The following is a 23,419-nucleotide window of genomic DNA, read 5'->3' on the forward strand; positions in this document are numbered from 1 at the left end:
CGCACTATCGGTTCAAAAGCTCCAGCAGGGTGTCGAAGTCCTGCCGGCTGATCAGCGTCTCGATGTCCTCCGGACTCATGAGTAGCCGCGACATGCGGTCATAGAAGCCCTGGAGGTTCTTCTTGGTGCTCGTTGACACGCTCACAAGAAAGATTGCCCGCACGTCTACATCAGGCGCCCAGCGGACGGGCTCGTCGAGCAGGGCGACGGCAACGAAGGTGTCGGGAGTGCACGGCTCGAGGGGGTGCGGCATGCTCACGCGGTTCCCAAAGGAGGTCGGCGAGGCCTCCTCCCTGTCCCAGACGAGTTGAGAGAAGCCTTCGGGCAGGGGATGCCGCTCGGCGACGAGCTCGCAGAGCCTGCCGAGCGCCTCGCGCTTGTTGGCGGCCTCGAAGTGAGGAAAGAACAGTCCCCTGTCGAAGTAGGCCCCCACGCCCTGGGGGTACGCCGACACCTCAAGTGCCTCACGGACGCGATGGATGTCTCCCCCGTCAAGGAAGAGGCTCACCTCGCAGACGGGCACGGGAAGCCTGCGCTTGAGCGGCACGGTCGTGAAGACGTAGTCCACGCGAGAGAAGTCCACCCGGTCGACGCTCCCCACATCGCACGCCTGAACCCGGTCGAGGTACGCCCCGAACTCTCGCCGGTATCGCTGCTCGAGCAAGCGCGCAGCGCCCGCGCCAGACGCGCACACGATGAGGATGCTCCTGCGGTTGGCCTCGCCCTTCTGCCGCTCGAGTGCAAGCTCGAAGGCGAGTGCGATATATCCGACCTCGTCGTCGCTCAGCCGCGCCTCGTAGGTCCGACTGAGCACAGCCGAGGCCTCGACAGCCATGGTCCACGCAAGCGGGTAGCGATGCTTGATGTCCGAGAGAAGAGGGTTCTCCATGCGCATGTGATAGCGCAGCCGGACGGCGAGCGGTGTCACGTGACAGGCGAGGTTCATGCGCAGCTCGAGGTCGTCGCGGAAGTCGAAGCGGAAGGCGTCCCACACGCGCTCGACCATGAGCTCCACGACGCCCCACACCTCATCGGATATTACGAGCTCGTTCTCGGGGGCGTCGGCCGGGAAGTAGAGGCTCTGCCTCCCAGCGAGATGGATGGCGATGTAGGCGACCTCCGACTCGGGCAGCTCTACGCCAAAGTGTCGCTCGACCCGGCGCGCTATTTCCTGCGCCACAGGGAACTCGCGCGTCGCGCGAATGCGCCCCAGTTGCTCGTCCTCCATGGGGACGTAGCAGCTCTCCCTGATGCGCATCACTGAGACCGCGATGTGTACGAGGAGGTTCTGGCGCGCGAGCGCGTTGATCTGGAAGTCGCCGCGCTCCGTGACCTCGCCCACGTAGGCGTCGATCGCGTTGATCACGTCCTGAACGGAGCGGGTCGCGCACGCCGCGGCCGGGACGCTCCCACTCGCCGCAAGGGCAGCGAGGCAGAGGCGGCGCTTGATCTCGGGACCGACAACGCGAATCCCGTAACGCGGCCGACGCTCGATCGAGAGGTCAAAGCGCCCGAGACGTTGCTCGACCTCCTTCAGGTCCTCGCTCACCGTAGCACGCGAGACAAAGAGTATCTGGGCGAGGTCGTCAATCGTAATCCAGTCCGCCCGGTAGAGTAGATCGTTCATTAGGTAGGCGACGCGACCCTCCGTGGTCTCGGGAAGCCGGGTACCGTCCGCACTCTGATGCTCCTCCCCCGTGCCGAGCAGCTCGTCCAAAAGGGAGGGGTCCACGCCCTCAAAGCGATACGTCGACGAACTCTTCATCTCGATGCGGCCCGCCGAGCGCCGGTCCCCAGCTGCGTTGTCAGACTCGGCGAGAAGGGCGTTGATGCGGTTCACGTAGGTGCGGACCGTGCGGACGCTCACGCCCAGTCGTTCTGCGAGCTCCGCTGGGGCAATCTGTCTCTCGTTCCGAATAATTTCGATGAGCTTGATGAGCTTGGCGTCCACGTTCCCTCCTTCTCCTCTTCAATCCTAAGAAGGAGTTCCCGGGGTCTCCACGAAAGCTTTTTCCGTTGTCGCGGAAACCCGCCAACGATTCCACGCGACGGGGTCCGCGAGGCTGGGTTCTTCTCGCCCCTGCACGTGCCGCCTACGCACTCTATGGGGTTGGCATCTCTCAGAGGCATTCTAGCCCTCTCCGCTTGGATCTCATTCGCACCAATCGCAGTCGGCATCTCTATTGCTGTCGAGATTGGAGTTGTTTGCGTTGCATCGAAGACACCTCTCGGTTGCTGACAACGTCTTGGCCCCAACGGCATTACCGACATTACCGACATTACCGACAACCATTACCGCCATTCCCGACATCATTGCCGACATTCTTTTCTTCAGCTGACTCGATGACTTGATCGCTAAGCTTAATCATCTGGTCACTCAACTTGGTCCCCCACTTGGTCACACAGTCACAGACCTGGTCGGCATTGCAGACAACTAGGTCGTTCTGCCTAACCACTTGTTTGGTAGTTCGCTCAATATTTGGCGGCTCAACCTCCGCGACAAACGGGGAAGGTCTCCCCGCCCATGTCCGTCCAGTGGAGACCGGCTAGGCAGCTCGTCTCTACCCCCATGTTCTTGAACCCAAGCCAAGCGGTGTACTGGCTCATGCCCCGTGGCATCCCGTTCCCGCTCTGGATGTACGCTTTCATCTCCTGGATCCTCTCATATCGTTGGACCATAAAATGGCATCAACGCACCGGCGGCGATTGTCGCACGCTCATCGTCACTGTGACGTTCGACGCCCCCGAAATGAGTCCCATGCCCGCCTCGCAGCATCCCTCCCCCACCCTTCGCGGCTGCGTCTACGGACAGGCCGTGGGCGACGCCCTCGGCGTGCCGCACGAGTTCCGCGCCCGCGGCACGTTCGAGTGCACGGGCATGGTGGGGCACGGCTCGCACAACCAGCCAGCCGGCACCTGGAGTGATGACACCTCCATGGCGCTCGCAACCTGCGACAGCATCCGCGCCACGGGCCGCATCGATGTGCGCGACATGCGGGAGCGCTTCGTCCGCTGGTACCGCGAGGGCGCGTACACTGTGAGCGGCCTCTTCGACATCGGCGGCACCACCGCCGACGCGCTCTCCTCCGGGCGCGGTCGCACGGGCGAGCGCGACAACGGCAACGGGTCCCTCATGCGCATCCTCCCGCTCGCGTTCACCGGCGCGACGGACGACGAGGTGCGCGCCGTCTCCGCCATCACGCACGCGCACGCCACCTCCTGCGAGGCATGCGTTCGCATGGTGCACGTGGCCCGCAGGCTCATCGCCGGCGAGGGACCGCGCGACGTTGTGGGCAGCCTTGTGGGCGTTCCCGCGAGCCAGATCCGCTCCGGCGGCTTTGTGCTGGACACCGAACGCGCCGCCCTGTGGTGCCTCGCCAACACCAAGAGCTACGCCGAGTGCGTGCTCGCGGCGGTGAACCTAGGGGACGACACGGACACCACCGCCGCGGTGGCGGGAGGGCTCGCCGGCATCGCGTACGGCATGGGGGGCATCCCGAGCGAGTGGCTCGACGCGCTTCTCGGCAAGGCGACCATCGACGCGTGCCTGCTCTAGGGTGCGGGGTTCTCGCTGGCAGCGCCGCACGTTGCTGCCGGAATCAGCCAAGGTCGGCAGAGCGTAACGCTCCCTTCAACTTGTCCTGAAAGCTGAAGCTACTTTCCCAGCTCCTGCATCCGCTTGACCAAGTCCTGCACGGTAAGGAAGACCCTTCCGGACTGTTTTCTTCTCTGGTCTGCGTTGGTTACGGCAATCCTCACTAGCTTCGGCTTTTTATCGATGGCATCAGCCATCCACCTGAGGTCTGCCTTCTCGTATTCAACGGCTGTTCCGCAACAGGCACTTGCGTACTCGCCGAGCTTCGCATACAGCCTCTTTTGGTCGTGTTCTCCCGACTGCTCGAAGTGCTGCAGGAGAAAAGCTTCGAACTGCGGACGCGAAAACGCGAGACGGACATCGTTATCCTCCGAATACCGGAGAAGCTCCGCATAGGAGAGGAGCATGTCATCGTCATCGCAGACCGCCCAGCATTCCAGGTCACCAGGAGCGATGTCATTCTGCTCGCAGAACATCTTTCGCTCATTGACAGTCCTGTCGATGAGGACCTTGTGCTGGCCCTTTTCGCCCAAAATAACAACCCGTGCCCCCGGAAGGCGGTAAAGCCTTCTCAAGATCGCGAAGCATTCCCTCTCGGTCTTGCCCTCGCAGCAGATGAGCAGAAACCTCTTCTTCTTTCGGTTCCCCTGCGCCACACCCCGCTCCTAGTCCTCGATGATGGGAATGCCGCCGTAGAGTCCGGCAAGGTATCTCTTCTCAAAGGCCTCCCCATCGCGCACACCCAGATCACGCAAAGGCGTGATGAGGGACTCCTCCGCATGGTTCTTCTCAACGAGGACAATCTCATCACGCGAGAGCTCACGGAGCATGTTTGTGCCATGAGTCGTGAGAATCATGTAGGCGGCCTTGCTGTCGGACTCCCCGAACAGGGAGATGATGGCATGCACGAGCGTGGGGTGAATATATGTACCAAATTCATCGATGAAGATGGTCTTATCGTTCTCCAGGGCATCGATGATGGGCACGGCAACCTCAAAGAACTTCTGTGTTCCCATGGATTCTTGGCTCCAGAAGTCAAGGTCGCGAGACCCCACAACGGTCTGCTCTTTGTCACGCACTGCATGGACTGTCGTAAATGCCGTGGAACCCCGTTCCACCATTGCCCTCTTCACCTCTGCGGGAAGTTGAACGGGCAGCTGGTCGAAGAAATCTTCGGGAAGCGCGACGTCAGTGAACTTGATGTCGCGTATTGAGAAGTCACAGCGCTTGAGCAGTTCCAGCGTCTTGGTACGAAGTCCTGCATTGTTCTTCAGCATTTCCACGAACAATGGCGTCGGGGCATTGGAGCTTGGTGCAACTGTGGTGATATGGTCCAAGAGCCCAAACACGATATTGGAGTACTCGTTGTTGTCCTCGCGCCCCTTTGTGATGACAAGGGTGTCAGGACGAGTCCTTTCGAGGAGCCTTTTACTGAAGCCATATTGTTTGGCGTACGGATTGAGTCCCTTGGAGGTTCTCTCGAATACTAGGTTCATCCTGCTATTTTTAGAGGATTGCTCACGCAGGACTTCGTACGTAACTCTTTCCGCGGTAAACGAAACAGAGTACTCGTAGCGCCTACCGTCCAGCGTGAAGGCAACGCCTAGAGACGTTGGTTCTTGGTCCATGCCTGCTTTTAGAAGGAATGGCTCATAAGGGAGACGGAAGTTCGGGTCGGAGGACCTCCGAACCGAGTTGACGAGGGCGGCGAGAGCCTTTGCAATATTGGACTTGCCGCCCGCGTTTGGACCGAATACGGCAGTGACAGAATGTCCCCCACGTCCGTCTAGAGATAGCGTTTGCGGAGCGCAGAATGAGCGGTAGTTGCCCATGGTGAGCGATATGAGCTTGTACACGGCACACCTCCCTTTTGTAATTACTAGAATAATGAGATTAACAATATTTCGCAAGTAAATAACGAAATATGGCTTCTTTCATTCCAATACGAATTAGAAGGGCTCTCTTTCAAATTGAGCTTCTCTCTATTGCAGCTGGAACAGGCAAAGAGCAATCTCCTCGCGCATGTTGCAGCGTGTGGTATAAAGTCGCTGGTGGTGGTATTGACACTACCTCCAAGTGCCGGGGGAAGTCCCCCGGCTTTTGGCTCTTTGTCCCCATCCTGCGCACTTCATCCCGTAGACACCGCTAGGACGCCCGCCATCAAGGAGACCCCATGTGGAAGTGCCCAAAGTGCGGGCGTGAGTTTGCCCGCGAGAGCCAGTCTCACTCCTGCGGCGAGAAGCCCCTCACCGTCGACGAGTACATCGCCCGGCAGCCCGAGGGAGTGCGGCCTGAGCTCATCCAGGTGAGAGACGCTCTGCGGGCTACCCTCCCCAACGCGGAAGAGAGGATCTCCTGGGGCATGCCCACCTACTGGCAGGGGCGCAACCTCATCCACTTCGCCGCCAACAGGCACCACGTCGGGCTCTACCCCGGTGCCGAGGCGGTTGCGCACTTTGCAGGCGAGCTGGACGGCACATATTCCTACAGCAAGGGCAGCATCCGCATCCCCTACGGCCAGGTCGACGTCGACCTTATCGCCCGCATCGCCGCGTGGTGCCTTGGTGGGACGGAAGCCTAGTGCTTTCCCGGAAGAAGCTTGTTTTCGACAGGGTCTGAGATGCTCGCATCCCAGGTCTGGTGAGTGTCGGGCGCCATTGAACCATCTTGGGCTGCGCCCTGCACAAAAATCGACATTGACGGTACAAATTCGGGGTCCCGCTTAGTATCACCCCGCGAGTGCCATTTCACTACCTGCGGCTCCGTAAAAAGTTAGGGACTTCGTACTCAGCGATTTGCCGAAAACGTACCGTCAATGTCGATTTTTGTGCAGGGAATCTCACTGGCCCTAATCGGATTCCCTAAGTCATGCATTCTCGGCTGCCCGTCGTCACACATTCAGCGTTCAAACGTGTAGCAAGCTGGGTGCATCACACGATCGCACTCGAATGTGTAACCGCTAACCTTACCGGACTGCGCCCAACCGGAAATAGCGATAGGACAACACCGCACCCAGCAACGAAGGCCGGACATCATGTCCGCGCTGCATCGAAGCTATCGAGCAGTGCGTCAGTGCTGTTGCGCGTTGCGCTCATAGCTCCCCCTCTCCTTCTGGGTGGCAGGACGGGCAGAGATTATGCCTCGCTAATAACATCGTACGATGCTTCGGCGTCACCCCTAGTACTTCCCCGAAACCTCCTGCTCTGCTCGCGCAAGGCCCGCCTCGGCGCTCTTGAGGGCGCCGCGATACCACGACTCCCCCTCACGCACGGCAGCGGAAAGCCCGGCCACGGCGCGAGAGTACCAGTCCTTTGCCTCCTGGAAGCTCTGGGTGCAGCCCTCGCCTTCCTCGTGCGCCTTCCCCAGCCGCAGGGCCGCGCTTCCCCAGTACACGGGAGAGTCGCTCTTTCCCAGGTCATAGGCACGGCGATACCACTGGTACGCCTTGTCCGCGTCCTTCTCGCACCCCCGACCGTCACGCAGGAAGTCCCCCAGCTTGTAGCGGGACTCGGCGATGCCCGCCTCTGCCGCAACGCGGCAATGCGCAAACGCACGCTCGGCAATGCTCAGCCGCTCCTCCGGCCTTGGGAACTTGGCGCCCGCAGCCACGGAGTCCCAGTAGTTCCCCTTACAGCGGTCGTAGCTGTACACGTAGGTAAGGTCGTCGTCTGCCATGGCGTTGCCCAGCCGCGACGCATGCAGGTAGAGAACCTCCGCCGCCTGGAAGCACTCCACTCGACGCCGGCGCTCGGTCCTCCAATCGCAGGACATTGCCTCGTTGTAGTAGTCCGCACCCGCGTCCAGAGCCAATTCTCCGGCCGGATCGTCCTCTGGGTCGTAGCAAAAGACGCACCGACGGCCGGTCCTGCCATCCTGCGGCTCCACCACCTGCTGCGTGATCCATACCAGCGGAAGGCCGGATTCCATGTTGGGCCCGCCACCAGGTACCTTCTCGGGCCACATCCAGCCAAACACTGGAGCGTTGAGGGTGCCGTCATCGTCACCATGCCACTCAGTCATCGAGCCACACTCCCATCCCAATCTTCCACCAGCCGCCGATCTTCTCGACTTTGTTTACCTCCGCGTAGAGCGCCTTCCCGCCGTCCATGAGGCGGGCGGGAATCTCATTGACGTCCGCGGGGACAAAGCCCAGGCGCCTGCCGGCCGACGTGTTCACCCTAATGCACCACTCGTCGTACCTGTTGTCCTTCTCGCGAACCAGCGAGAGCCGCTCGCCCTCGGAGAGCTTTGGGGCCAGCTCGTCAATGTCATCCATGTGGGTGGTGCCCGCGATACGCGTGTCCGGCACAAGGCAGATTGGCCGCGAGAAGGGCTTGGGGATCTCTATGCCCATGCCGCCCTTCCCGTGCATCGCCTGGATGATGGCGCCGGCACCGCCGGGGCGGACGGGCACCAGGCCGGCCGAGCTGTTCGGCGTTGCTCCCTCAGTCCCCATCGATGGCCTCCCTCAGCTTGGCAACGCGCAAGTCGAACTCTCGCTGGGTGCGCTCCCACTCCTCGATGGCCTCGCGCAGCTCCGCAGTGCGGGAGCTCACCCACTCCGGGTCTTGGAGGAGCTTCCCCAGCTGCATGTCCTCGCAGTTCTCAAGCTCATTGAGCTGCTTCCTCATGGCAGAGCGCTCGACCTGCTGGAGCTCCAGCTCCGTGGCCAGAGCATTGGTGTCTTCCTCCTCCGCAAGGTCATCCTTGGGATCAAAGTGCCGCGTCGCCGCCTCGAGCGAGCGAAGCACCACAATGTCACCGTCCTGGTAGGCCTTTTGGGCAAGCGCGAAGTACTCGGCGCGTTTCTCGTCTTCTCCCACATGGACGTCTGGGTGCAGGCGCTTCATGAGCGTGCGGTAGAGCTTGTGCAGCTCCTCAGTGTCGGCCGGCGCCATGGGCACCCGTGCCATGTTCCACGCGAGCGCCTGCTCGTAGGCGGCCTGAGCCTCCTCTGCCCTCGCGGTCCAGTCGGAGAGCTCCTCGCCGAGCTGGGCCTCGATGCTCTCGTACTACGGGGCGTTGCCCTGGTTGACCTGCGCCTGTATGATGGCATAGCGCCTCTTGGCACGGCAGGCGGCCACCTCTGCCTCGAGGAGCTCCTTCTCCCAGCAGCCGATCTTGAGGGCGTAGTCGCTGTATATCTGGGGGATCTGCTGGAGCTTGATGTCCTCGATTGCCGTGACTATGTCCAGGATGTCCGAGCGCACCTCGCGTATTGCACGCCTGAGCTCCTCTGCCGTGGGCCCGATCTCTGCCATGGCGACCACCATCCCCTCGCGTGAGTGAGACAAAGGGGGTCTCCCACTGTCTCACTCACGGTAGCCGAGGGTCGCGACATAAATTAGGGAGTTGCTGGTGCGAGTCTATGCATAAGCTGTGCGACCAGGTAACATGCGCATGCGATGCGTCCCCGGTAAAGAGTCGGTTTACCTAGCTCTATTTCGATAAATGATGCTCGGCAATGAACGCATCGACCCTTGCTCGCTCCTTTTTATTAATCTCACTGAGCACCGCATCAAGCTTTTCATGGTCGAGAAGCGGCCATAGCCCTGCGATTGCGCTCGCATCCTTCTCCGCCTTTGGGCCGCGCTCATTGTTAATTGACATCTTGTGGACCGTATAGGCTTCAGGAGTGGGTACGGTGATGTCGAGCCCCCTCCATCGCACAATCACAGGATGCTTCGACAAAATGTCCAAATGCCATAAGGCCTGCGCAGTCACACCAATATTGGTTTTCAGGGCTGCCTCACGACCTGCACCCTTCTTACCAATAAGAAATTCAATCTCCAGACCCGAATCGCTATAAATCTTGGTTGTTCCATCAAGATAGTCTGCGTCAGGCACATAGCCCGCTTCTCTCGCGGCCACCAGCACATTTACCGGAGGCTGCGGCTTTCGCATATTGCGAACAAGGAAATCGATATCCATGGTCTTCAGGTTGGGCTCGAAACCATTGAGCAGCCGTGCTTCTCGATAGAGGAACTCCGCCCAAGAGCCAACCACCATTACATCAGGGAGGCATCCCTGCCTATCCAGAACGCGCAAGAACCGCTCGAAATCCTCCGCCTGCGTAATCATACGGGCTTTCTCCCCAATGCTCGCTCAATGAGCTTGCGCGACTCCTCCTGCTCCTTGAGCGCCTCCTCGTGCGACTTGCGCAGTTCTAGCTGACGCCGAAGCTCAGCGAGGTCCTCACGCTTGACGTAGAGGCTCCTGACCTTCTTTCCCTCACGCCACTGCAGGTAGTAGTACTCGTGGCCGCCAATCTCGCGCTTGCGGATGCTGCCCTTTGGCAGTCCCGCAATCTCTCGCTCCAAGGCAGCCGTCACCCTAAGCGACCGAGCATATTCCTCTTCAAGCGTATTTTCGAGAATCGGCATAGTTGCAACCTTACCCTACAAACACATGCAAATTGAACTATTTGTAGGGTAATTCTACACGACCCCATGCCAGGCTGCACTGCAAGACATGAGACAAAGGGAGTCTCCCTTTGTCTCACTTTGACTCATTCAGGCAGCAGGTTAGTGCCCGTTAGCTCTCCAACCCTCTCAGGCTTTTCCAGAATGAAGCGCTTGCGGTAGAAGACGTCCGCGAAGTCAAGAACCCGATTCATCTGCGCAGTGTCGAAGAGTGCCCCAAACCCTGCCCCAACCACGGGCACCATCTTTCCGATGCTTTTTAAGGTGAGCTTGCTGCCCACCTCCTTGAATACGTTAGTGAAAATGCCTGCCTCCAACGCCTTTTGGCCGCTCTTCTCAAGGGCGTTCTGTGCGGCCTTGTTGGCCATCGCCCTCATCTGGGCAATAAGCAGCGCCGCACCCTTCGACTCGGCCATTGCCTGCCAGCCCTTCTTGGCTGCCTTTTTCAATCCAACCGTCTCTCCGTACAGGAGGATCTTGCCGACATAGTTGTTCGCGGTTTCTGAGCCGGATTCGGAGGGTGACATCGCCTGAGAGAACACCTTACTAGCGATCTCAAGCTCAGTGGGATCGCCTTTCGTATCGTAACCGTAGAACATAGCCACGGACTGAACCGCCCTGAAGTATATGAACATGCTGATTGCCAGGTTAGCTGGGAGCCCCCAGAAACCTATGGCCCCAAGACCGCCTCCCTCTGCCAAGGCAAGCCCCATGTGCTGGAGGCGCTCGTCTGCGACAACCTTTGCAAGATCGTAGGATCGTAGCAGGCAAATCTCATCAAATGCAGAGACCTTCTCGTCCTGCTTTCCGGCATCGATTCTCTGAAGCACGTAGTCTCTGCTTACGGTGGTCTTTACCGCCTGTTCCTCAAGCTTGTCGTATCCTTCCGCCGCAAACTTGAGCGCACCAGCAATGAGCTCCTGCTTAGATAGGCCATTGAACGTATCGGCAACGGCACCACCAACTGCTCCCGCAGCGTCTTTCACCGGCTGTGGGGTTGCATCTGAAACGGCCTTGCCTGCCTTTGCCAGGAACCCGGGTTCTACGAAGCGCTCATAGCGCTCCTTAAGGGATTCGATCTCCTTGAGCTCACGAGCGTCCAGCAGGGGGTCGGGAACGAGATACCGGCCATCTTCGCCCCTGACGTTGCCTTCAAACTCCCCGCCGTATTCCCCTCCGAACATCTGGTGCACCTGCTTTGCGCCGGCAGCAGCCGCCTTTGCACCCTGCGCGGCCGCATCGGCAACTGCACCAGCAGCGGCGGCCATCGCTCCGCCTACTACCTCAACTGGGTTTGGAGCTTGGAGCTTATTCTCTTCGGAGCTATTCTCTGACATAGCCGATCCAATCGTTATTCCAAGCAATCGCAATTACGAAAGCTCAGCTCGTGGATAGTTGGTTAGCTGAATGATAACGATGCGCTTAGCTCCCGTCCGATTATCGACCATCTATCTGACGTTTCTCGCCGCTCGGGGACGCGAGAAGCCACACACCTCACTCACTACCAGGTCGGATCGTCTCCCCAGCGCTCGAGCTCGTCGCTGTCCATGTAGCGATCCTTTATCCGCCTGCTCATCCAGTACAACGAGAAATGGTCTCCGTGGACGGATTCGTCTGCCAAGAGCTCCCCGACCCTATCGTCATCGCGATACCGCTTGGGAGGGAACTCGTTGGGGATATAAGGACACTGCGCGATTGCCTCAACGATGTCACGGCAAGACCGGATGTGCTTTCCCAGCTTGTCGTAGAAGTTATCTATCAGACTATCGTTCTTCGAGGCCTCTATCGCAAGCATCGCCATGTCAACATCGTCCCTCAAACGCTCGGAGGCGTAGGCGAAGTTCGTGCAACTCGCCTTGACCGCAATAGCAACCAGTTCGTCATCATCCGTATGCTCGCTGTAGGGTTTGTGACCTAAGACGGATTGGAACCCGCTCGACAATCCCGCCTTAAGCACGTCCCGATTGGACTTGAGCCCATCGCTTGCGTATTCGATTGCCAACGGATTGCTGTGGACTGCCGCGCAAACAAACCGCAGATCATCCGTATGATCTGGCATGGCAGCAAGCAGTTTGCCGTCAACACCGAGCGCCATGAGCGCAACGTCGGGATCGCTGAACAACCACTTTGGGAGGATTTCCCGATAGTCACTACGCCTGACGCTCTTGAGGAACCACTGGAGAGAGGCCTCTGCACAACTCCACCTTTCCGTACCCTTGAAAGAAGGGTTTGCGAGAAAGATGAGCGCAGGCGGCAGGAAGACCGGATGGTCGTATTTATCTGCTTTGCTGCGCAGCGTACGAGATACACGCAGCAGCTCATCGACCTCATCTTCCGAGATGAGGCCGCTCGCTCGTGCCGCTTCCAAGGAGCCGTCAGCGCTCATCATGTCATCGGCAACTTCCTCGGAGAACTGCTCCTCAGCGTTCCTCCGCGGTTCCTCGAGTTTCACCAGGCTATCGAAATCTACGAGTACGTCCCAGTTGGGCTCCTCGCCTGGGTAGTTAACTTTGCTGTATTCCAGAAGCGAGCTGACCTTCGCCTTTGTATTTGAGGACAGCGCCAGGTCCTTCACCGCCCGCCTGAAGTCCTCATCAGCAGAAGCCAAAGCCAGGTAGTGCCTCGCGACGCAGCGTATGAGCGCGTCGCCAACCCCAAGGCTAAAGGCGTAGTTGTGCACGGACGGGTAGATTCCAAAACCACCCGCAAGCTTGAACGCCAGCGGATAATCGTTGTACTCGGGGAGAAGCCTCCTGGCTATTTCCTCAGTGATTGCAGAGGACATCACATCCGGATCTCTGCGATCTCTGCGCGTCCAAATCATACGGCCGCTGTGGATGTACTTGTTGCGAATGTAGAGCCCAAGCCCAAAATGCATCTCGGAGGACGAGGGGTGCGTCCTAATCGTCTGGATGTCCTTGTCGCTTAGCCCTGCAAGAACTTCCTCGATGACCTGCTCGGATGTCATGCAATCCGCATCGTCGTACTCTGCCATGGCGACCACCATCCCCTCGGCTATCGTTGCCTCACACGATAGCCGAGGGTCGCGACATTAATAAGGGCATGAGACAAAGGGAGACTCCCTTTGTCTCACAACCCCTCGGCGCCGTTGGACTTGATGATCTTCTGGTACGCGAAGAACGAGTCCTTGCGACGGCGCTCATACGTGCCTGTGCCGTCATCGTGCTTGTCCACGTAGATGAACCCGTAGCGCTTGCGCATCTCGCCCGTGCCGGCCGAGACCAGGTCAATGGGTCCCCACCAGGTGTAGCCCATGAGGTCCACACCGTCATCCACGGCCTCCCCTATGGCGCGCACATGACTGCGCAGGTAGTCGATGCGGTACTGGTCGTGGATGCGCTCCTCGCCGTTCTCCACGACGACCTCGTCCAGGGCGCCCATGCCGTTCTCGACCACCATCATCGGGATCTGGTAGCGGTCGTAGATCTGGTTGAGGGCAATGCGCAGACCCTCCGGGTCTATCTGCCAGCCCCAGTCCGTGCTCTTGAGGTAGGGGTTGCGGCCGGCCTCGCTCATGTTGCCTTCCACCTGCTGCATCTCGTGCGTGCTCACGAGGCCGCTCATGTAGTAGCTAAACGTGTAGAAGTCGATGGTGCCTGCAGCCAGGTCGTCGAGGTCGCCGTCCTCAATCTTAAGCTCGATGCCGTTCTCGCGCCAGAAGCGCTTAGCGTATGACGGGTACGCGCCCCTCACCTGAACATCGGAGCAGTACCAGTTCACGCGGCGCATCTCGGAGAGGCAGGCCATCTGGTCCGCCGGGTCACACGTGCCGGGGTACGAGAGGATGAAGCAGTCCATGTTGCCCATCTTGAACTGCGGGTAGTGCTCGTGCGCGTAGCGCACCACGCGTGCCGACGCCACAAACTGGTGGTGAAGCGCCTGGTAGCGCTGTTGCATGGTAGTGTGCGAGGCGGACGCCGGCCCCTCGAAACCCTGGATCATGCTTGTCTCGAAGAGGTTGCCCATGTCCATGGTGCCGCAGTTTATCTCGTTAAACGTGAGCCAGTAGCGCACCTTGTGCTGGTAGCGCTCAAACACCGTCTTGCAATAGCGCTCAAAGAGGCCGATAAGCTCGCGGCTTTCCCAGCCGTTGTACTTCTCCACCAGGTGGTAGGGCATCTCGTAGTGCGAGAGCGTGACCAGCGGCTCTATGCCATATTTGGCCAGCTCGTCGAACACGTTGTCGTAGAAGGCAAGACCCGCCTCGTTGGGCTTCTCGTCATCGCCGTTGGGGAAGATGCGCGACCACGAGATGGACAGGCGGAACATGTTGAAGCCCATCTCGGCAAAGAGGGCGATGTCCTCCTTGTAGCGGTGGTAGAAGTCGATGCCGTCGTGGTTGGGGTAGAAGCGCGCGGGGTCGATGTCGCGGGTGATCATGCGTGGCGTAGTGATACTGCCGCCCAGGAAGTGGTCGTCAACCGAGGGGCCGCGGCCGTCCTGGTCCCACGCGCCCTCGATCTGGTTGGCCGCCGTTGCGCCGCCCCAATAGAAGCCCTTAGGGAACGTAACCGCCATGGCATCCTCCTTGTGTCGTCGGGTTGGGAGCGGCGCTCGCCTGCGCCGAGCGCCGCATATTTGTTATGTCATATTTATCCCCTAGCATTGAGACCCCGGGGCTTCGTTGTTACCGGAACGTCGCGCTGCCGGCGCGTCTTCCCAGTTGAGAGCCGCAATTCTCGACGAGCCGGTAACAACGCAGGAGGTCTCGGCCCCATTGTTACCGGCTCGTCGCGGGCAACACTACCCCAACAGGCAATTAGCCGGCGACATCCAACGAGCCGGTAACAACGCGTGGCCCCGCGCCCCCGTTGTTGCCGGAACGTCGCGCTGCCGGCGCGTCTTCCCAGTTGAGAGCCGCAATTCTCGACGAGCCGGTAACAGCGCCGAGCAGCGCAAGCCCGTTGTTACCGGACCGACGCGCTGCCGTCGCGTTTTCCCTGGTAGCGGCCAGCCCTTCTCGACGCACCGGTAACAACGCGCGAGAGCGATAATGGAGCTCAAGCAAAAGACGTCCGGCCGGCGCATTGCCCTTGCTTGCGTCGGCCAACCGCAAAGGAAGGGACACGCCATGACACCTGAGGAATTCGACGAGGCCGCAGAATACTGGACCGAGGGGGACGCGACCTCTGCCCGCATGCCCGAGGATGAGCTGCGCAAGGCAATCGATGCGTTTCTCGGCGAGCATCAAATCTGCGCCATGGCAACGGCGTCGGCCGACCTCGTCCGCTGCACCCCGCTCGAGTACACCTACCGTGACGGCAAATTCTGGATCTTCTCGGAAGGCGGACTCAAGTTCCATGCGCTCAAGGAGAACCGCAACGTGTGCCTTGCCGTCTTCGAGCCCTCGTACGAGTTCGGCAGGCTCGAGAGCTTGCAGGTCACGGGTACCGCAGAGGTCGTCGACCCCATGAGCGAGAAGTTCTCGCGCGCCGCAGAGGAAAAGAAGCTCACCGGCGAGAAGCTCGAGAAGATGCGCACCAAGCTGCACCTGATTGAGGTTACGCCCACGCGCATCGACTATCTGTGCAGCACGCTGCGGAAGCGCGGGTTTGGCGTTCGCCAGTGGATTGAGCTGTAGCAAGCTGCTTGCGGTCGTGGTCGCGGGGCAGCGCCGTGACCGCAACCCCAGTCCACGGCTACACTGAGCCAGTCACACGCAAGCTCGACCAACCAGAGGAGGCCCCATGGAGTTCACTGACGTCATCAAGAACCGCTACGCCTGCAAGAAATACAGCAACCGTGCCGTGGAGGACGAAAAGCTGGCGGCGATCCTCGAGGCCGGGCGCGTGGCGCCAACCGCGAAGAACCTGCAGGAGCAGCACGTCTACGTGCTGCAATCCGCCGAGGCGCTCGAGAAGTTCGACGGGCTCACACCCTGCCGGTACGGCGCACCGACCGTCCTTCTCGTCGCGTTCGACAACGAGAACGTCTACACCTACCCCGGCAGCGAGCGCACCTCGGGAGTCGAAGACGCAAGCATCGTGGCGACCCACATGATCCTTGCTGCCGCAAACGAGGGCGTTGACTCCTGCTGGGTAAATCGCTTTAGCCCCGAGGAGGCCGCGAAGGCCTTTGGCCTGCCGGCAAACGAAGTGGTTCTCTGCGCGATCGACCTTGGCTACGCAGCCGAGGGCGCGGGCCCGCTGCCCAATCACTCCTCGCGCAAGGAGCTGGCGCAGACCGTCACGCGGCTGTAGGGACTGGACCTCGACGCGAGCTTCTCGAACCGCATACCTCACACGCATACCTCACACGTGTTGTTTCTTTTTTGATTTCTCCTCACTCTCAACTGTGATTTTGCCGTCCCACGCCTCAAAAGAGAAACCACGTGTGAGGTTTTATCTGCGCGAGAAGGACCTACGTGTGACTGGCAAGGTACCTCATCGCAGCAGGTCGCGCAGCTCGTTCGGTTCGAAGTGGTAGTGCTCGCCGCAGAAGTGGCAGTACACGTCGGCGGGCTCGTCCTTGGAAATCATGTCCTCCAGCTCGTCGCGGCCAAGCGCCAGCACCACGCGGGTGGCGCGCTCGCGGTTGCAGCCGCAGTGGAACTCCGCCGGCATGACGTCCAGCTCCTGGTACGAGAGACCATCCAGCACGTGGTGAAGGACGTCCGTGGGCTTCATGCCCTCCTCCAGCAGGTCCGTGACAGAACGCGTGCCGGTGAGGTTCTTCTCCAGGCGGTCCACCACTGCGTCCTCGCAGCCCGGCATCAGCTGCACGATAAACCCGCCCGCCTGGCGAATGCTCTGGTCGGTATCCACCAGCACGCCCACGCCCAGCGAGGTTGGCACCTGGTCGCTTGCGGCAAAGTAGTACGTGAGGTCGTCCCCTATCTCGCCGGAGACAAGTGGAACCTCGCTGGAATACGGCTCCATGCCCGGCAGGTCGTGGACCACCGAGAGCGTCCCCGTGTGGTTCTCCCCCGCCACGGCTTCGCCCACGCTGAGCTTGCCCGCACTGTTGAGCGGTAGCCACACGTGCGGATGGTTGGCGAATCCCTTGGCCTGGCCGCGGTTGTTCGCGGTCACGGTGAGGCCGCCCACGGGACCCTCGCCGCGAATCACAAGGGTAATGAGCTCGTCGTCGTTCTTGGACATGGCGCCCATCATCATGCCCGCCATCAGGAGGCGCCCCAGTGCGGCGCTCACGACGGGCGAGGTCTGGTGGCGCTCGTGCAGCTCTTGGACGCTCGCGCGCGCAGTCACTGCAAAGGCGCGCACCTGGCCGTCGGCCGCCGTTCCGCGCACAATGTGGTCGCCGAGACGAACCGCCTCAGCGTTGAAGTCGATGACGCCGCTCTCGCGCGCAGCCTGCTCACCGGCTGCCGTCTGCCCGCTTGTCTCGTCTGCCATGGGTTCTCCCTCTTCTTGTCTATTGGGGACCATGGTAGCTAAACGAGAAGAGCGTCGGCCGCAGTGAGAGACGCGGCGGCGACTGACGCCAAACGAACTTCCGGTTGGCAGCAGTTTTTGTTCGAACCCTTATGTGTCACAGGCACAGATGCAATTGCCTGAGCTGCGGTTTATCAGCCTTCGAACCGCTTTGTACTTGGGATACTCCGGAAAAACCGTAGCCTAACCGCAAATGCGCGCCAGCGCGCCCCCGACGCCCCCCCGGTTTGCCCGCCCCGTACCCCACGCCGGCGCTGTTGAGAAGAATCTGGACGGATTCGGTGCCAGAAATGCCGCAGAACGTCCGGTTCCTTCTCAAGCACTCCGGGGGAGGTAGTGGGAGGTAGGGGGACGCCCGCACGCGAGAGCCAACCGGTCCAGGCAGCGTCTCAATCGAAGCGCGTCTGACCTCATCAGCGCTCGGCGTCAACGACCTCCACCGGCACGCTGAACGCCCCGTCTCGATAAACGCACTGGTAGACGGCGCAGTTCCCAATGAACTTCGACCAGTAGCCCCCGCGCGGCTCGGGCGTGAGGTACTCTAGGATGCCCTTCATCAGGGTTGCGTGCGTGGAGACAAGGACGCGTTCCCCGGACGCATGCGCCACGTCCTCGATGAACCTGCCCGCCCGCGCCGTCACAGATGAAAGCGGCTCCATGCCGGCGGGCGCGGGGTTGCGGACAAAGTTACTAAAGAACGTGACGACCTCCGGCACCGGTTCCCGCAGGTCCATCCCCTCGTAGGGGCCATAGTCCATCTCGAGCAGGCGGTCGTCCGTCTCAACCGGCACACCTCCGCCCGAGACGATCCGTGCGGTCTCGACCGCACGGCCAAGCGGACTCGAGTAGACCCTATCGAACGCGATTCCGCACTCGTCGAGAAACGTCCGCACGCGCCGTGCCTGCTCAAGCCCTTCTCGTTAAGAGGGATGTCCCTTCTCCCCTGCAGCTCGTGCCGCAGGTTGGCATCTGTCTGTCCGTGTCGAATGATGTAGATGTCCATGCGCAGCCCCCAGACTGTACTTTCCTCAGTTCACGCTGATTCTGTTTTACCTGGGGAAAGTTAATGGAGGATAGTGTGGCGTCGCCCAACCCAGTGGACGTTCTACTCCCGACGCGAACCCGACCGGAAGACAAGAAAGACGGGCGGGAGAAGCACGAAAAAGAACGGGATGCCGAGCTTGGCCATGACAATCGAAAGGACAAGCGAGCCCAGCGCAAGCCAAAGCCGTCCCTGAGAGGTAAAAGGGGGCCCATCCAAGCGCCTAGGACCATCCGTTTGCCCAAAGCGGGTCTCGGACGCAAGCCAGATGCAGGCGACAAGAACGATGGGGACCAAAAGCATGGCCATCGGTACCGTCACCTCGCTCGTCGTTGCTTTCCCTACGACATCGATTGTACCCGCGGAGAAGTCCAAGGCCACAGCGCGAAGGCAATTATGGCTCCACGCTGCTGGGCGTAACACATTAGCCGCCACACATTCGGGACCGATTGTGTGACGCGCACAGGTCGTCACAGATTCGAGCAACGAATGTGTGGCAGCGAAGGGCTCGGAGCAGCACGGGACAGCGCGCTGCACCGCAGCTCCAATCCAACGCCCCTTACTCTCCCCAGACGCGCTCCGCGATACGGCGAACCAGGGCGATCTTTGCCCACTGGTCGTCCTCGGTGAGGACGTTGCCCTCCTCGGTCGAGGAGAAGCCGCACTGCGTGGAGAGGCGCAGGCGGTCGAGCGGCACGTACTTCTCGGCCTCGTGGATGCGCGCGATGACGGCGTCCTCGTCCTCTAGCTCGGGGAACTTGGACGTCACCAGGCCCAGGACCACAACCTGGTCGCGGATGTGGCGCAGCGGCTCAAAGTCGCCCGCGCGGTCGGAGTCGTACTCGAGGAAGAACCCGTCGTAGTTGGCGTGCGAGAAGAGCGTCTCTGCGATCGGCTCGTAGCCACCCGAGGAGAACCAGGTCGAGCGGAAGTTACCGCGGCAGATGTGCGTCGTGATGGTCATGTCCGCCGGCTTTGCCTCGAGCGCGCGGTTGATGGTCTCCACGTAGCGCTTGGCCACGGCGTCGAGGTCGATGCCCTGGGCCTCGTAGGCGGCGCGCTTGTCCGCGTCGCAGAACTCTCCCCAGCTCGTGTCATCAAACTGCAGGTAGCGGCAGTCCTCGTCGTAGAAGGCCTTGATGGCGTGCTGGTACGCCACGGCAATGTCCTCGAAGAGGCGCTCGTCGCCGTCCGACCCCGCGTAGCGGTCGATGGGCCGGTACGTGGCCTTGCCGCGCACGCAGGGAATGAGGTGCAGCATAGAGGGCGCGGGGATGGTCAGCTTTGTGGGGTAGCCGCCCGCGATCTTCTGGAGGCGACGGAAGTGCTCGAGGAACGGGTGATCTGGCCCAAAGTCAATCTTGCCCGTGAAGCGCAGCTGCGCGCCCTTGGGCTTGGGGCCCTTGAACTCCACGGACCAGGTGTCGGCAGAGATCTCCTCCACGCCGTCGAGCGCGGCGAGAAAGTCCAGGTGCCACATGGCGCGCCGGAACTCGCCGTCGGTGACAGCGCGCAGGCCGGCGTCCTTCTCCTTTTGCACGAGCTCGGCGATGCACTCGTCCTCAACGGCCGTGAGCTGGGCCTGGTCGATCTTTCCGGCCGCGTACTCGGCGCGGGCATTCTTCAGGCGCTCCGGCCTGAGGAAGCTGCCAACGATGTCGTAGGTGTAGGGCGGCTGCTTGAGCGTGGAGGTAGACATGGTTGCTCCCTTTCGGATGGGATGGTTGCAAATTTGTTCTCCATCAATGATGGCAGAAGGGCGAGACATAAGAGCCTACCTATCTTCTATCGATGGTCATAGTTTGTGGCTATGGCATTGGGCTGTCGGCGGGCGGCGGTGGACGGCGGGCGGCGGGCGGCTCACGGGCGGATGGCACGCGGGCGGCGGGCCAGCCAATCAAAACCTGCGGCTTAATAGAAGGCTGGCGAGATGGGCCAGGTCATCTACCTGCGGTTCTTCTCGACGCCCCCTGTCCGCGACTGCTATTAAGCCGCAGGTTTTCCTGAGCCGCCCCAACCGCCAGCCAGCCGCAGGTTTTCCCGAGCCGCCCCAACCGCCAGCCAGCCGCAGGTTTTCCTGAGCCGCCCCAACCGCCAGCCAGCCGCAGGTTTTCCCGAGCCGCCCCAACCGCCAGCCAACCGCAGCCGTCCACCAGCCAGAAGCTGCGCAGCCGACGCCCTGCGACCGGCTAGGATTGCCTCAACCTACGCGAGGAGGCAGACATGGCGGCGTTCGATCGTGTACCCAGCGGCATCGACGGCCTGGACAAGGTGCTCGACTCCATCCGCCTGGGCGACAACGTGGTCTGGCAGGTTAGCTCGCTCGACGAGTTCCGGCCCATTGCAGACGCCTTTGTCGGCCGCTCGGTGGCAGACGGCAGAAACGTTATCTACCTGCGCTTTGCTTCTCACAGACGGATCATCGCCCGCGGCACGCCCGGCGTGGTCGAGGTCGACCTCGACCCCAGGAAGGGCTTCGAGACCTTCACCATGCAGGTGCACGACGTGATCACGCGCGAGGGGCCCGAGGCGTTCTACGTGTTCGACAGCCTGTCCGACCTGCAGGTTGCATGGTCCGCCGACCTCACCATGGGCAACTTCTTCCGTCTCACCTGCCCGTATCTGTTCTCGCTCGACACGGTGGCGTACTTCCCCATCATCAAGGGCGACCACTCCTTTGCCGCAATCGCAAAGATCCACGACACGACGCAGCTCCTCATTGACGTCTCACCGGACGAGGGCGGCCTCTTCATCCACCCCCTCAAGGTCTGGCGCCGCTACTCCCCCACCATGTTTCTCGCGCATCGTCTTGACCTTGCAACGGGAGAGGTGCGCGCCCTCACCTCCGGCGTCGACACCAGCCGCTTCTACGCGCGCATGAGCGAGGAGATGAACGGCGCCGCCGACCGCGACATAGACTCCTGGGACCGGTTCTTCCTGCAGGCACGCGCCAGCTACCAGCACGGCGAGGACATGCGCGAGAACTGCCGCAAGATGTGCAACATGATGATGACGAGAGACCCGCGCATGCGCACGCTTGTGCAAAAGTACTTCTCGCCCACCGACTACTTTGACGTGCGGCGGCGCATGGTGGGGACCGGCATGGTTGGCGGCAAGTCCTGCGGCATGCTGCTGTCGAGGAAGATTGTCGAGAAGAACCTACCCGAACTTGTTGGCCTGCTGGAGCCACACGACTCATTCTACGTGGGCACGGACGTCTTCTATACGTTCATCGTCGAGAATGACCTGTGGCCGCTGCGCATCGCGCAGCGCGGTGACGACTACCTGCGCGTGGCGGACGCGCTGGCGCAGGGCATCGAGAACGGGATCTTCCCGCCCGAGATCGAGCAGGGCTTTCGCCGCATCCTGGACTACTTTGGTCAGGTTCCTATCATTGTGCGATCGTCCAGCTGCCTTGAGGACGCGTTTGGGAACGCCTTCGCCGGCAAGTACGACTCGGTCTTCCTGCCCAACGTGGGTGACCCCGAGGAGCGGCTTCGCGAGTTCGAGCGCGCCGTCAAGCGCGTGTACGCGTCGACCATGAACCCCTCGGCGCTGGAATATCGCCGGCGCAACGGCCTGGACACGGCCGAGGAGGAGATGGCGCTTCTCGTGCAGCGCGTGAGTGGTTCTCGCTATGGCGACGCGTACTTCATGCCAACGGCCGCGGGCATTGGCTATTCTCGCAGCGCATACTGCTGGCTTCCGGACATGGACCCCTCCGCCGGCATGCTTAGGCTGGTGATGGGCCTTGGCACAAAGGCGGTGGACCGCACCGAGCGCGACTACCCGCGGCTTGTGAGCCTGGACAGGCCAAACGCCACCACGATGGTCACAGATGCGGATCGGCACCGCTTCTGCCAGCGCGGATGCGACCTTATCGACCTCGCGGGCAGCGCATTTGCCGAGAAGCTCTGCACAGACATCGCACCCCTCATGCCGGCATCGGTACGACCCATGGTGATGGAGCACGACCGCGAGGCCGAGCGCATGCTGCGCGACCGCGGCCAGCGGCGAGAGGTAACGTTTGCCTCGTGCGCGGGGCTTGCGGGCGACCGGCGCTTCACCACAGCCATGCGCAAGATCCTGCGCGCGCTGCAGGAGGCGTACGACTACGCCGTCGACATCGAGTTCACCGTGAACGTGGACAGGGCGAGTGGCGAGGAGACCGAGCCACGCTTTGTGATCAACCTGCTGCAATGCCGGCCGTTGCAGTCCTTCAAGGGCACGGGATCCGTTGAGGTGCCTGCCGCGTCTGGTCCGGTGCTGCTCCGCGCTGCCGAGAACACCATGGGCGCCTCGATGCAGACGGGTATCGACTTTGTCTGCGTGGTCGATGCCGCAGGTTATCGGGCATGTCCGCACGGCAAGCGGCCGGGCGTAGCGCGCGCTGTTGGCGAGGCCGCGCGCAAGGTACGCGAGGCGGCGGGCGCAACCGCAGTGCTTCTCGTACCCGGCCGGATTGGGACCTCGTCCCCCGACCTGGGCGTACCCGTCACCTTTGCCGAGATAGCCGCCTTCCGGGCGATTGTCGAGTACGCCGATGCCGCGCACGGCTTCTCCCCCGAGCTGTCGTATGGCAGCCACATGTTCCAGGACCTCGTCGAGCAGGACATCCTCTACTGCGCGGCGCTTGAGCGCGGCGCGACCGTCTTCGACCGTGGCGTGCTTTCCAACCTGCCGCAGGTGGGTCTCGATGCAGCCACGGCGGACCCCGACATTGCGGCATGCATTCGCCTGTACGACGCGCGCGGGCGTGGCCTGGGGCTGTGGCACGATTTCATGAGCGGAAAGACGCTCATGGCGTTTGCGTAAGGGGGCAGGAGCCGTCGCCTTGCCGGCAGTTTAAACGGACTTCCGGTTGGCAGCAGTTTTGGTAAGAGTTCTTATGTGACTGCGGGTTGGTGGCAATTCGCTGACCTGCGGTTTATCAGACTTCAAACCG

At 61.2% G+C, this 23,419-nt stretch carries 20 protein-coding genes and 1 pseudogene; 5 read left to right on the forward strand and 16 right to left on the reverse strand.

What is annotated here, in order from left to right:
• Positions 1-4: 4 nt before the first annotated feature.
• A complete protein-coding gene (locus BT122_RS00620) occupies positions 5-1,951 on the reverse strand; it encodes a BglG family transcription antiterminator (RefSeq protein ID WP_286130268.1) in 1,947 nt (648 codons plus the stop codon).
• 573 nt (positions 1,952-2,524) lie between these two features.
• Between BT122_RS00620 and BT122_RS00625 the strand changes: the two genes are divergently transcribed.
• The gene (locus tag BT122_RS00625) at positions 2,525-3,556 is read left to right on the forward strand and encodes an ADP-ribosylglycohydrolase family protein (RefSeq protein WP_286130269.1); all 1,032 of its coding nucleotides are present in this window, start codon (positions 2,525-2,527) and stop codon (positions 3,554-3,556) included.
• Positions 3,557-3,654: 98 nt separating this feature from the next.
• Here the strand turns inward: BT122_RS00625 and BT122_RS00630 are convergent, their stop codons facing one another.
• Together BT122_RS00630 and BT122_RS00635 are read right to left on the reverse strand one after the other, a co-directional pair.
• Positions 3,655-4,251 (reverse strand): RloB domain-containing protein, encoded by a 597-nt coding sequence (locus BT122_RS00630; RefSeq protein ID WP_072354161.1) that lies wholly within the window; start codon positions 4,249-4,251, stop codon positions 3,655-3,657.
• 9 nt (positions 4,252-4,260) lie between these two features.
• Complete coding sequence (locus tag BT122_RS00635; RefSeq protein WP_072354162.1) at positions 4,261-5,451, reverse strand: AAA family ATPase; 1,191 nt, start codon at positions 5,449-5,451, stop codon at positions 4,261-4,263.
• Positions 5,452-5,768: 317 nt separating this feature from the next.
• Here BT122_RS00635 and BT122_RS00640 point away from each other — a divergent pair, with 317 nt between their 5' ends.
• Positions 5,769-6,176: an iron chaperone gene (locus BT122_RS00640; protein ID WP_072354163.1), complete on the forward strand. Its 408-nt coding sequence runs from the start codon at positions 5,769-5,771 to the stop codon at positions 6,174-6,176.
• Between the two features lie 596 nt (positions 6,177-6,772).
• Here the strand turns inward: BT122_RS00640 and BT122_RS00645 are convergent.
• From BT122_RS00645 to BT122_RS00685, 9 genes are all read right to left on the reverse strand, one after another.
• Complete coding sequence (locus BT122_RS00645) at positions 6,773-7,615, reverse strand: tetratricopeptide repeat protein (protein ID WP_072354164.1); 843 nt, start codon at positions 7,613-7,615, stop codon at positions 6,773-6,775.
• On the reverse strand, positions 7,608-8,051 hold the full coding sequence (locus BT122_RS00650) for an HIRAN domain-containing protein (RefSeq protein ID WP_083432229.1): 444 nt from the start codon (positions 8,049-8,051) through the stop codon (positions 7,608-7,610). The genes BT122_RS00645 and BT122_RS00650 overlap by 8 nt, the downstream gene beginning before the upstream one ends.
• Entirely contained in the window at positions 8,041-8,508 is a 468-nt protein-coding gene (locus tag BT122_RS00655; protein ID WP_143189929.1) for a J domain-containing protein, read from the reverse strand. The genes BT122_RS00650 and BT122_RS00655 overlap by 11 nt, the downstream gene beginning before the upstream one ends.
• A gap of 99 nt (positions 8,509-8,607) precedes the next feature.
• The gene (locus BT122_RS00660) at positions 8,608-8,856 is read right to left on the reverse strand and encodes a hypothetical protein (RefSeq protein ID WP_143189930.1); all 249 of its coding nucleotides are present in this window, start codon (positions 8,854-8,856) and stop codon (positions 8,608-8,610) included.
• Between the two features lie 178 nt (positions 8,857-9,034).
• Positions 9,035-9,676, reverse strand: a complete 642-nt coding sequence (locus tag BT122_RS00665) for a GSU2403 family nucleotidyltransferase fold protein (RefSeq protein ID WP_072354167.1) — start codon at positions 9,674-9,676, stop codon at positions 9,035-9,037.
• Positions 9,673-9,978: a DUF6788 family protein gene (locus BT122_RS00670; RefSeq protein ID WP_072354168.1), complete on the reverse strand. Its 306-nt coding sequence runs from the start codon at positions 9,976-9,978 to the stop codon at positions 9,673-9,675. The genes BT122_RS00665 and BT122_RS00670 overlap by 4 nt, the downstream gene beginning before the upstream one ends.
• 125 nt (positions 9,979-10,103) lie before the next feature.
• Positions 10,104-11,354, reverse strand: a complete 1,251-nt coding sequence (locus BT122_RS00675; RefSeq protein WP_218161945.1) for an EcsC family protein — start codon at positions 11,352-11,354, stop codon at positions 10,104-10,106.
• 164 nt (positions 11,355-11,518) lie between these two features.
• Positions 11,519-13,012: a DUF4116 domain-containing protein gene (locus BT122_RS00680; RefSeq protein ID WP_143189931.1), complete on the reverse strand. Its 1,494-nt coding sequence runs from the start codon at positions 13,010-13,012 to the stop codon at positions 11,519-11,521.
• 95 nt (positions 13,013-13,107) lie between these two features.
• Complete coding sequence (locus BT122_RS00685; RefSeq protein ID WP_072354171.1) at positions 13,108-14,556, reverse strand: glycoside hydrolase family 1 protein; 1,449 nt, start codon at positions 14,554-14,556, stop codon at positions 13,108-13,110.
• A gap of 553 nt (positions 14,557-15,109) precedes the next feature.
• Between BT122_RS00685 and BT122_RS00690 the strand changes: the two genes are divergently transcribed.
• Both BT122_RS00690 and BT122_RS00695 read left to right on the forward strand, forming a co-directional pair.
• Complete coding sequence (locus tag BT122_RS00690; RefSeq protein ID WP_072354172.1) at positions 15,110-15,619, forward strand: pyridoxamine 5'-phosphate oxidase family protein; 510 nt, start codon at positions 15,110-15,112, stop codon at positions 15,617-15,619.
• A gap of 106 nt (positions 15,620-15,725) precedes the next feature.
• Entirely contained in the window at positions 15,726-16,238 is a 513-nt protein-coding gene (locus tag BT122_RS00695) for a nitroreductase family protein (RefSeq protein ID WP_072354173.1), read from the forward strand.
• A gap of 183 nt (positions 16,239-16,421) precedes the next feature.
• Here BT122_RS00695 and hslO read toward each other — a convergent pair whose 3' ends face one another.
• From hslO to BT122_RS00715, 4 genes and pseudogenes are all read right to left on the reverse strand, one after another.
• Positions 16,422-17,393: an Hsp33 family molecular chaperone HslO gene (gene hslO, locus BT122_RS00700; RefSeq protein WP_083432231.1), complete on the reverse strand. Its 972-nt coding sequence runs from the start codon at positions 17,391-17,393 to the stop codon at positions 16,422-16,424.
• Between the two features lie 452 nt (positions 17,394-17,845).
• Positions 17,846-18,435: pseudogene (locus BT122_RS00705) on the reverse strand (histidine phosphatase family protein).
• A gap of 102 nt (positions 18,436-18,537) precedes the next feature.
• Entirely contained in the window at positions 18,538-18,783 is a 246-nt protein-coding gene (locus tag BT122_RS00710) for a hypothetical protein (RefSeq protein WP_072354174.1), read from the reverse strand.
• A gap of 250 nt (positions 18,784-19,033) precedes the next feature.
• Positions 19,034-20,173 carry a 5-methyltetrahydropteroyltriglutamate--homocysteine S-methyltransferase gene (locus tag BT122_RS00715; RefSeq protein WP_072354175.1) on the reverse strand — a complete coding sequence of 380 codons (1,140 nt, stop codon included), beginning with the start codon at positions 20,171-20,173 and terminating at the stop codon, positions 19,034-19,036.
• A 524-nt stretch (positions 20,174-20,697) separates the two neighbouring features.
• Here BT122_RS00715 and BT122_RS00720 point away from each other — a divergent pair.
• A complete protein-coding gene (locus BT122_RS00720) occupies positions 20,698-23,289 on the forward strand; it encodes a PEP/pyruvate-binding domain-containing protein (RefSeq protein WP_072354176.1) in 2,592 nt (863 codons plus the stop codon).
• The last annotated feature ends 130 nt before the right edge of the window (positions 23,290-23,419 follow it).

It is taken from the genome of Olsenella sp. kh2p3, assembly GCA_900119625.1.
Classification (GTDB): domain Bacteria; phylum Actinomycetota; class Coriobacteriia; order Coriobacteriales; family Atopobiaceae; genus Tractidigestivibacter.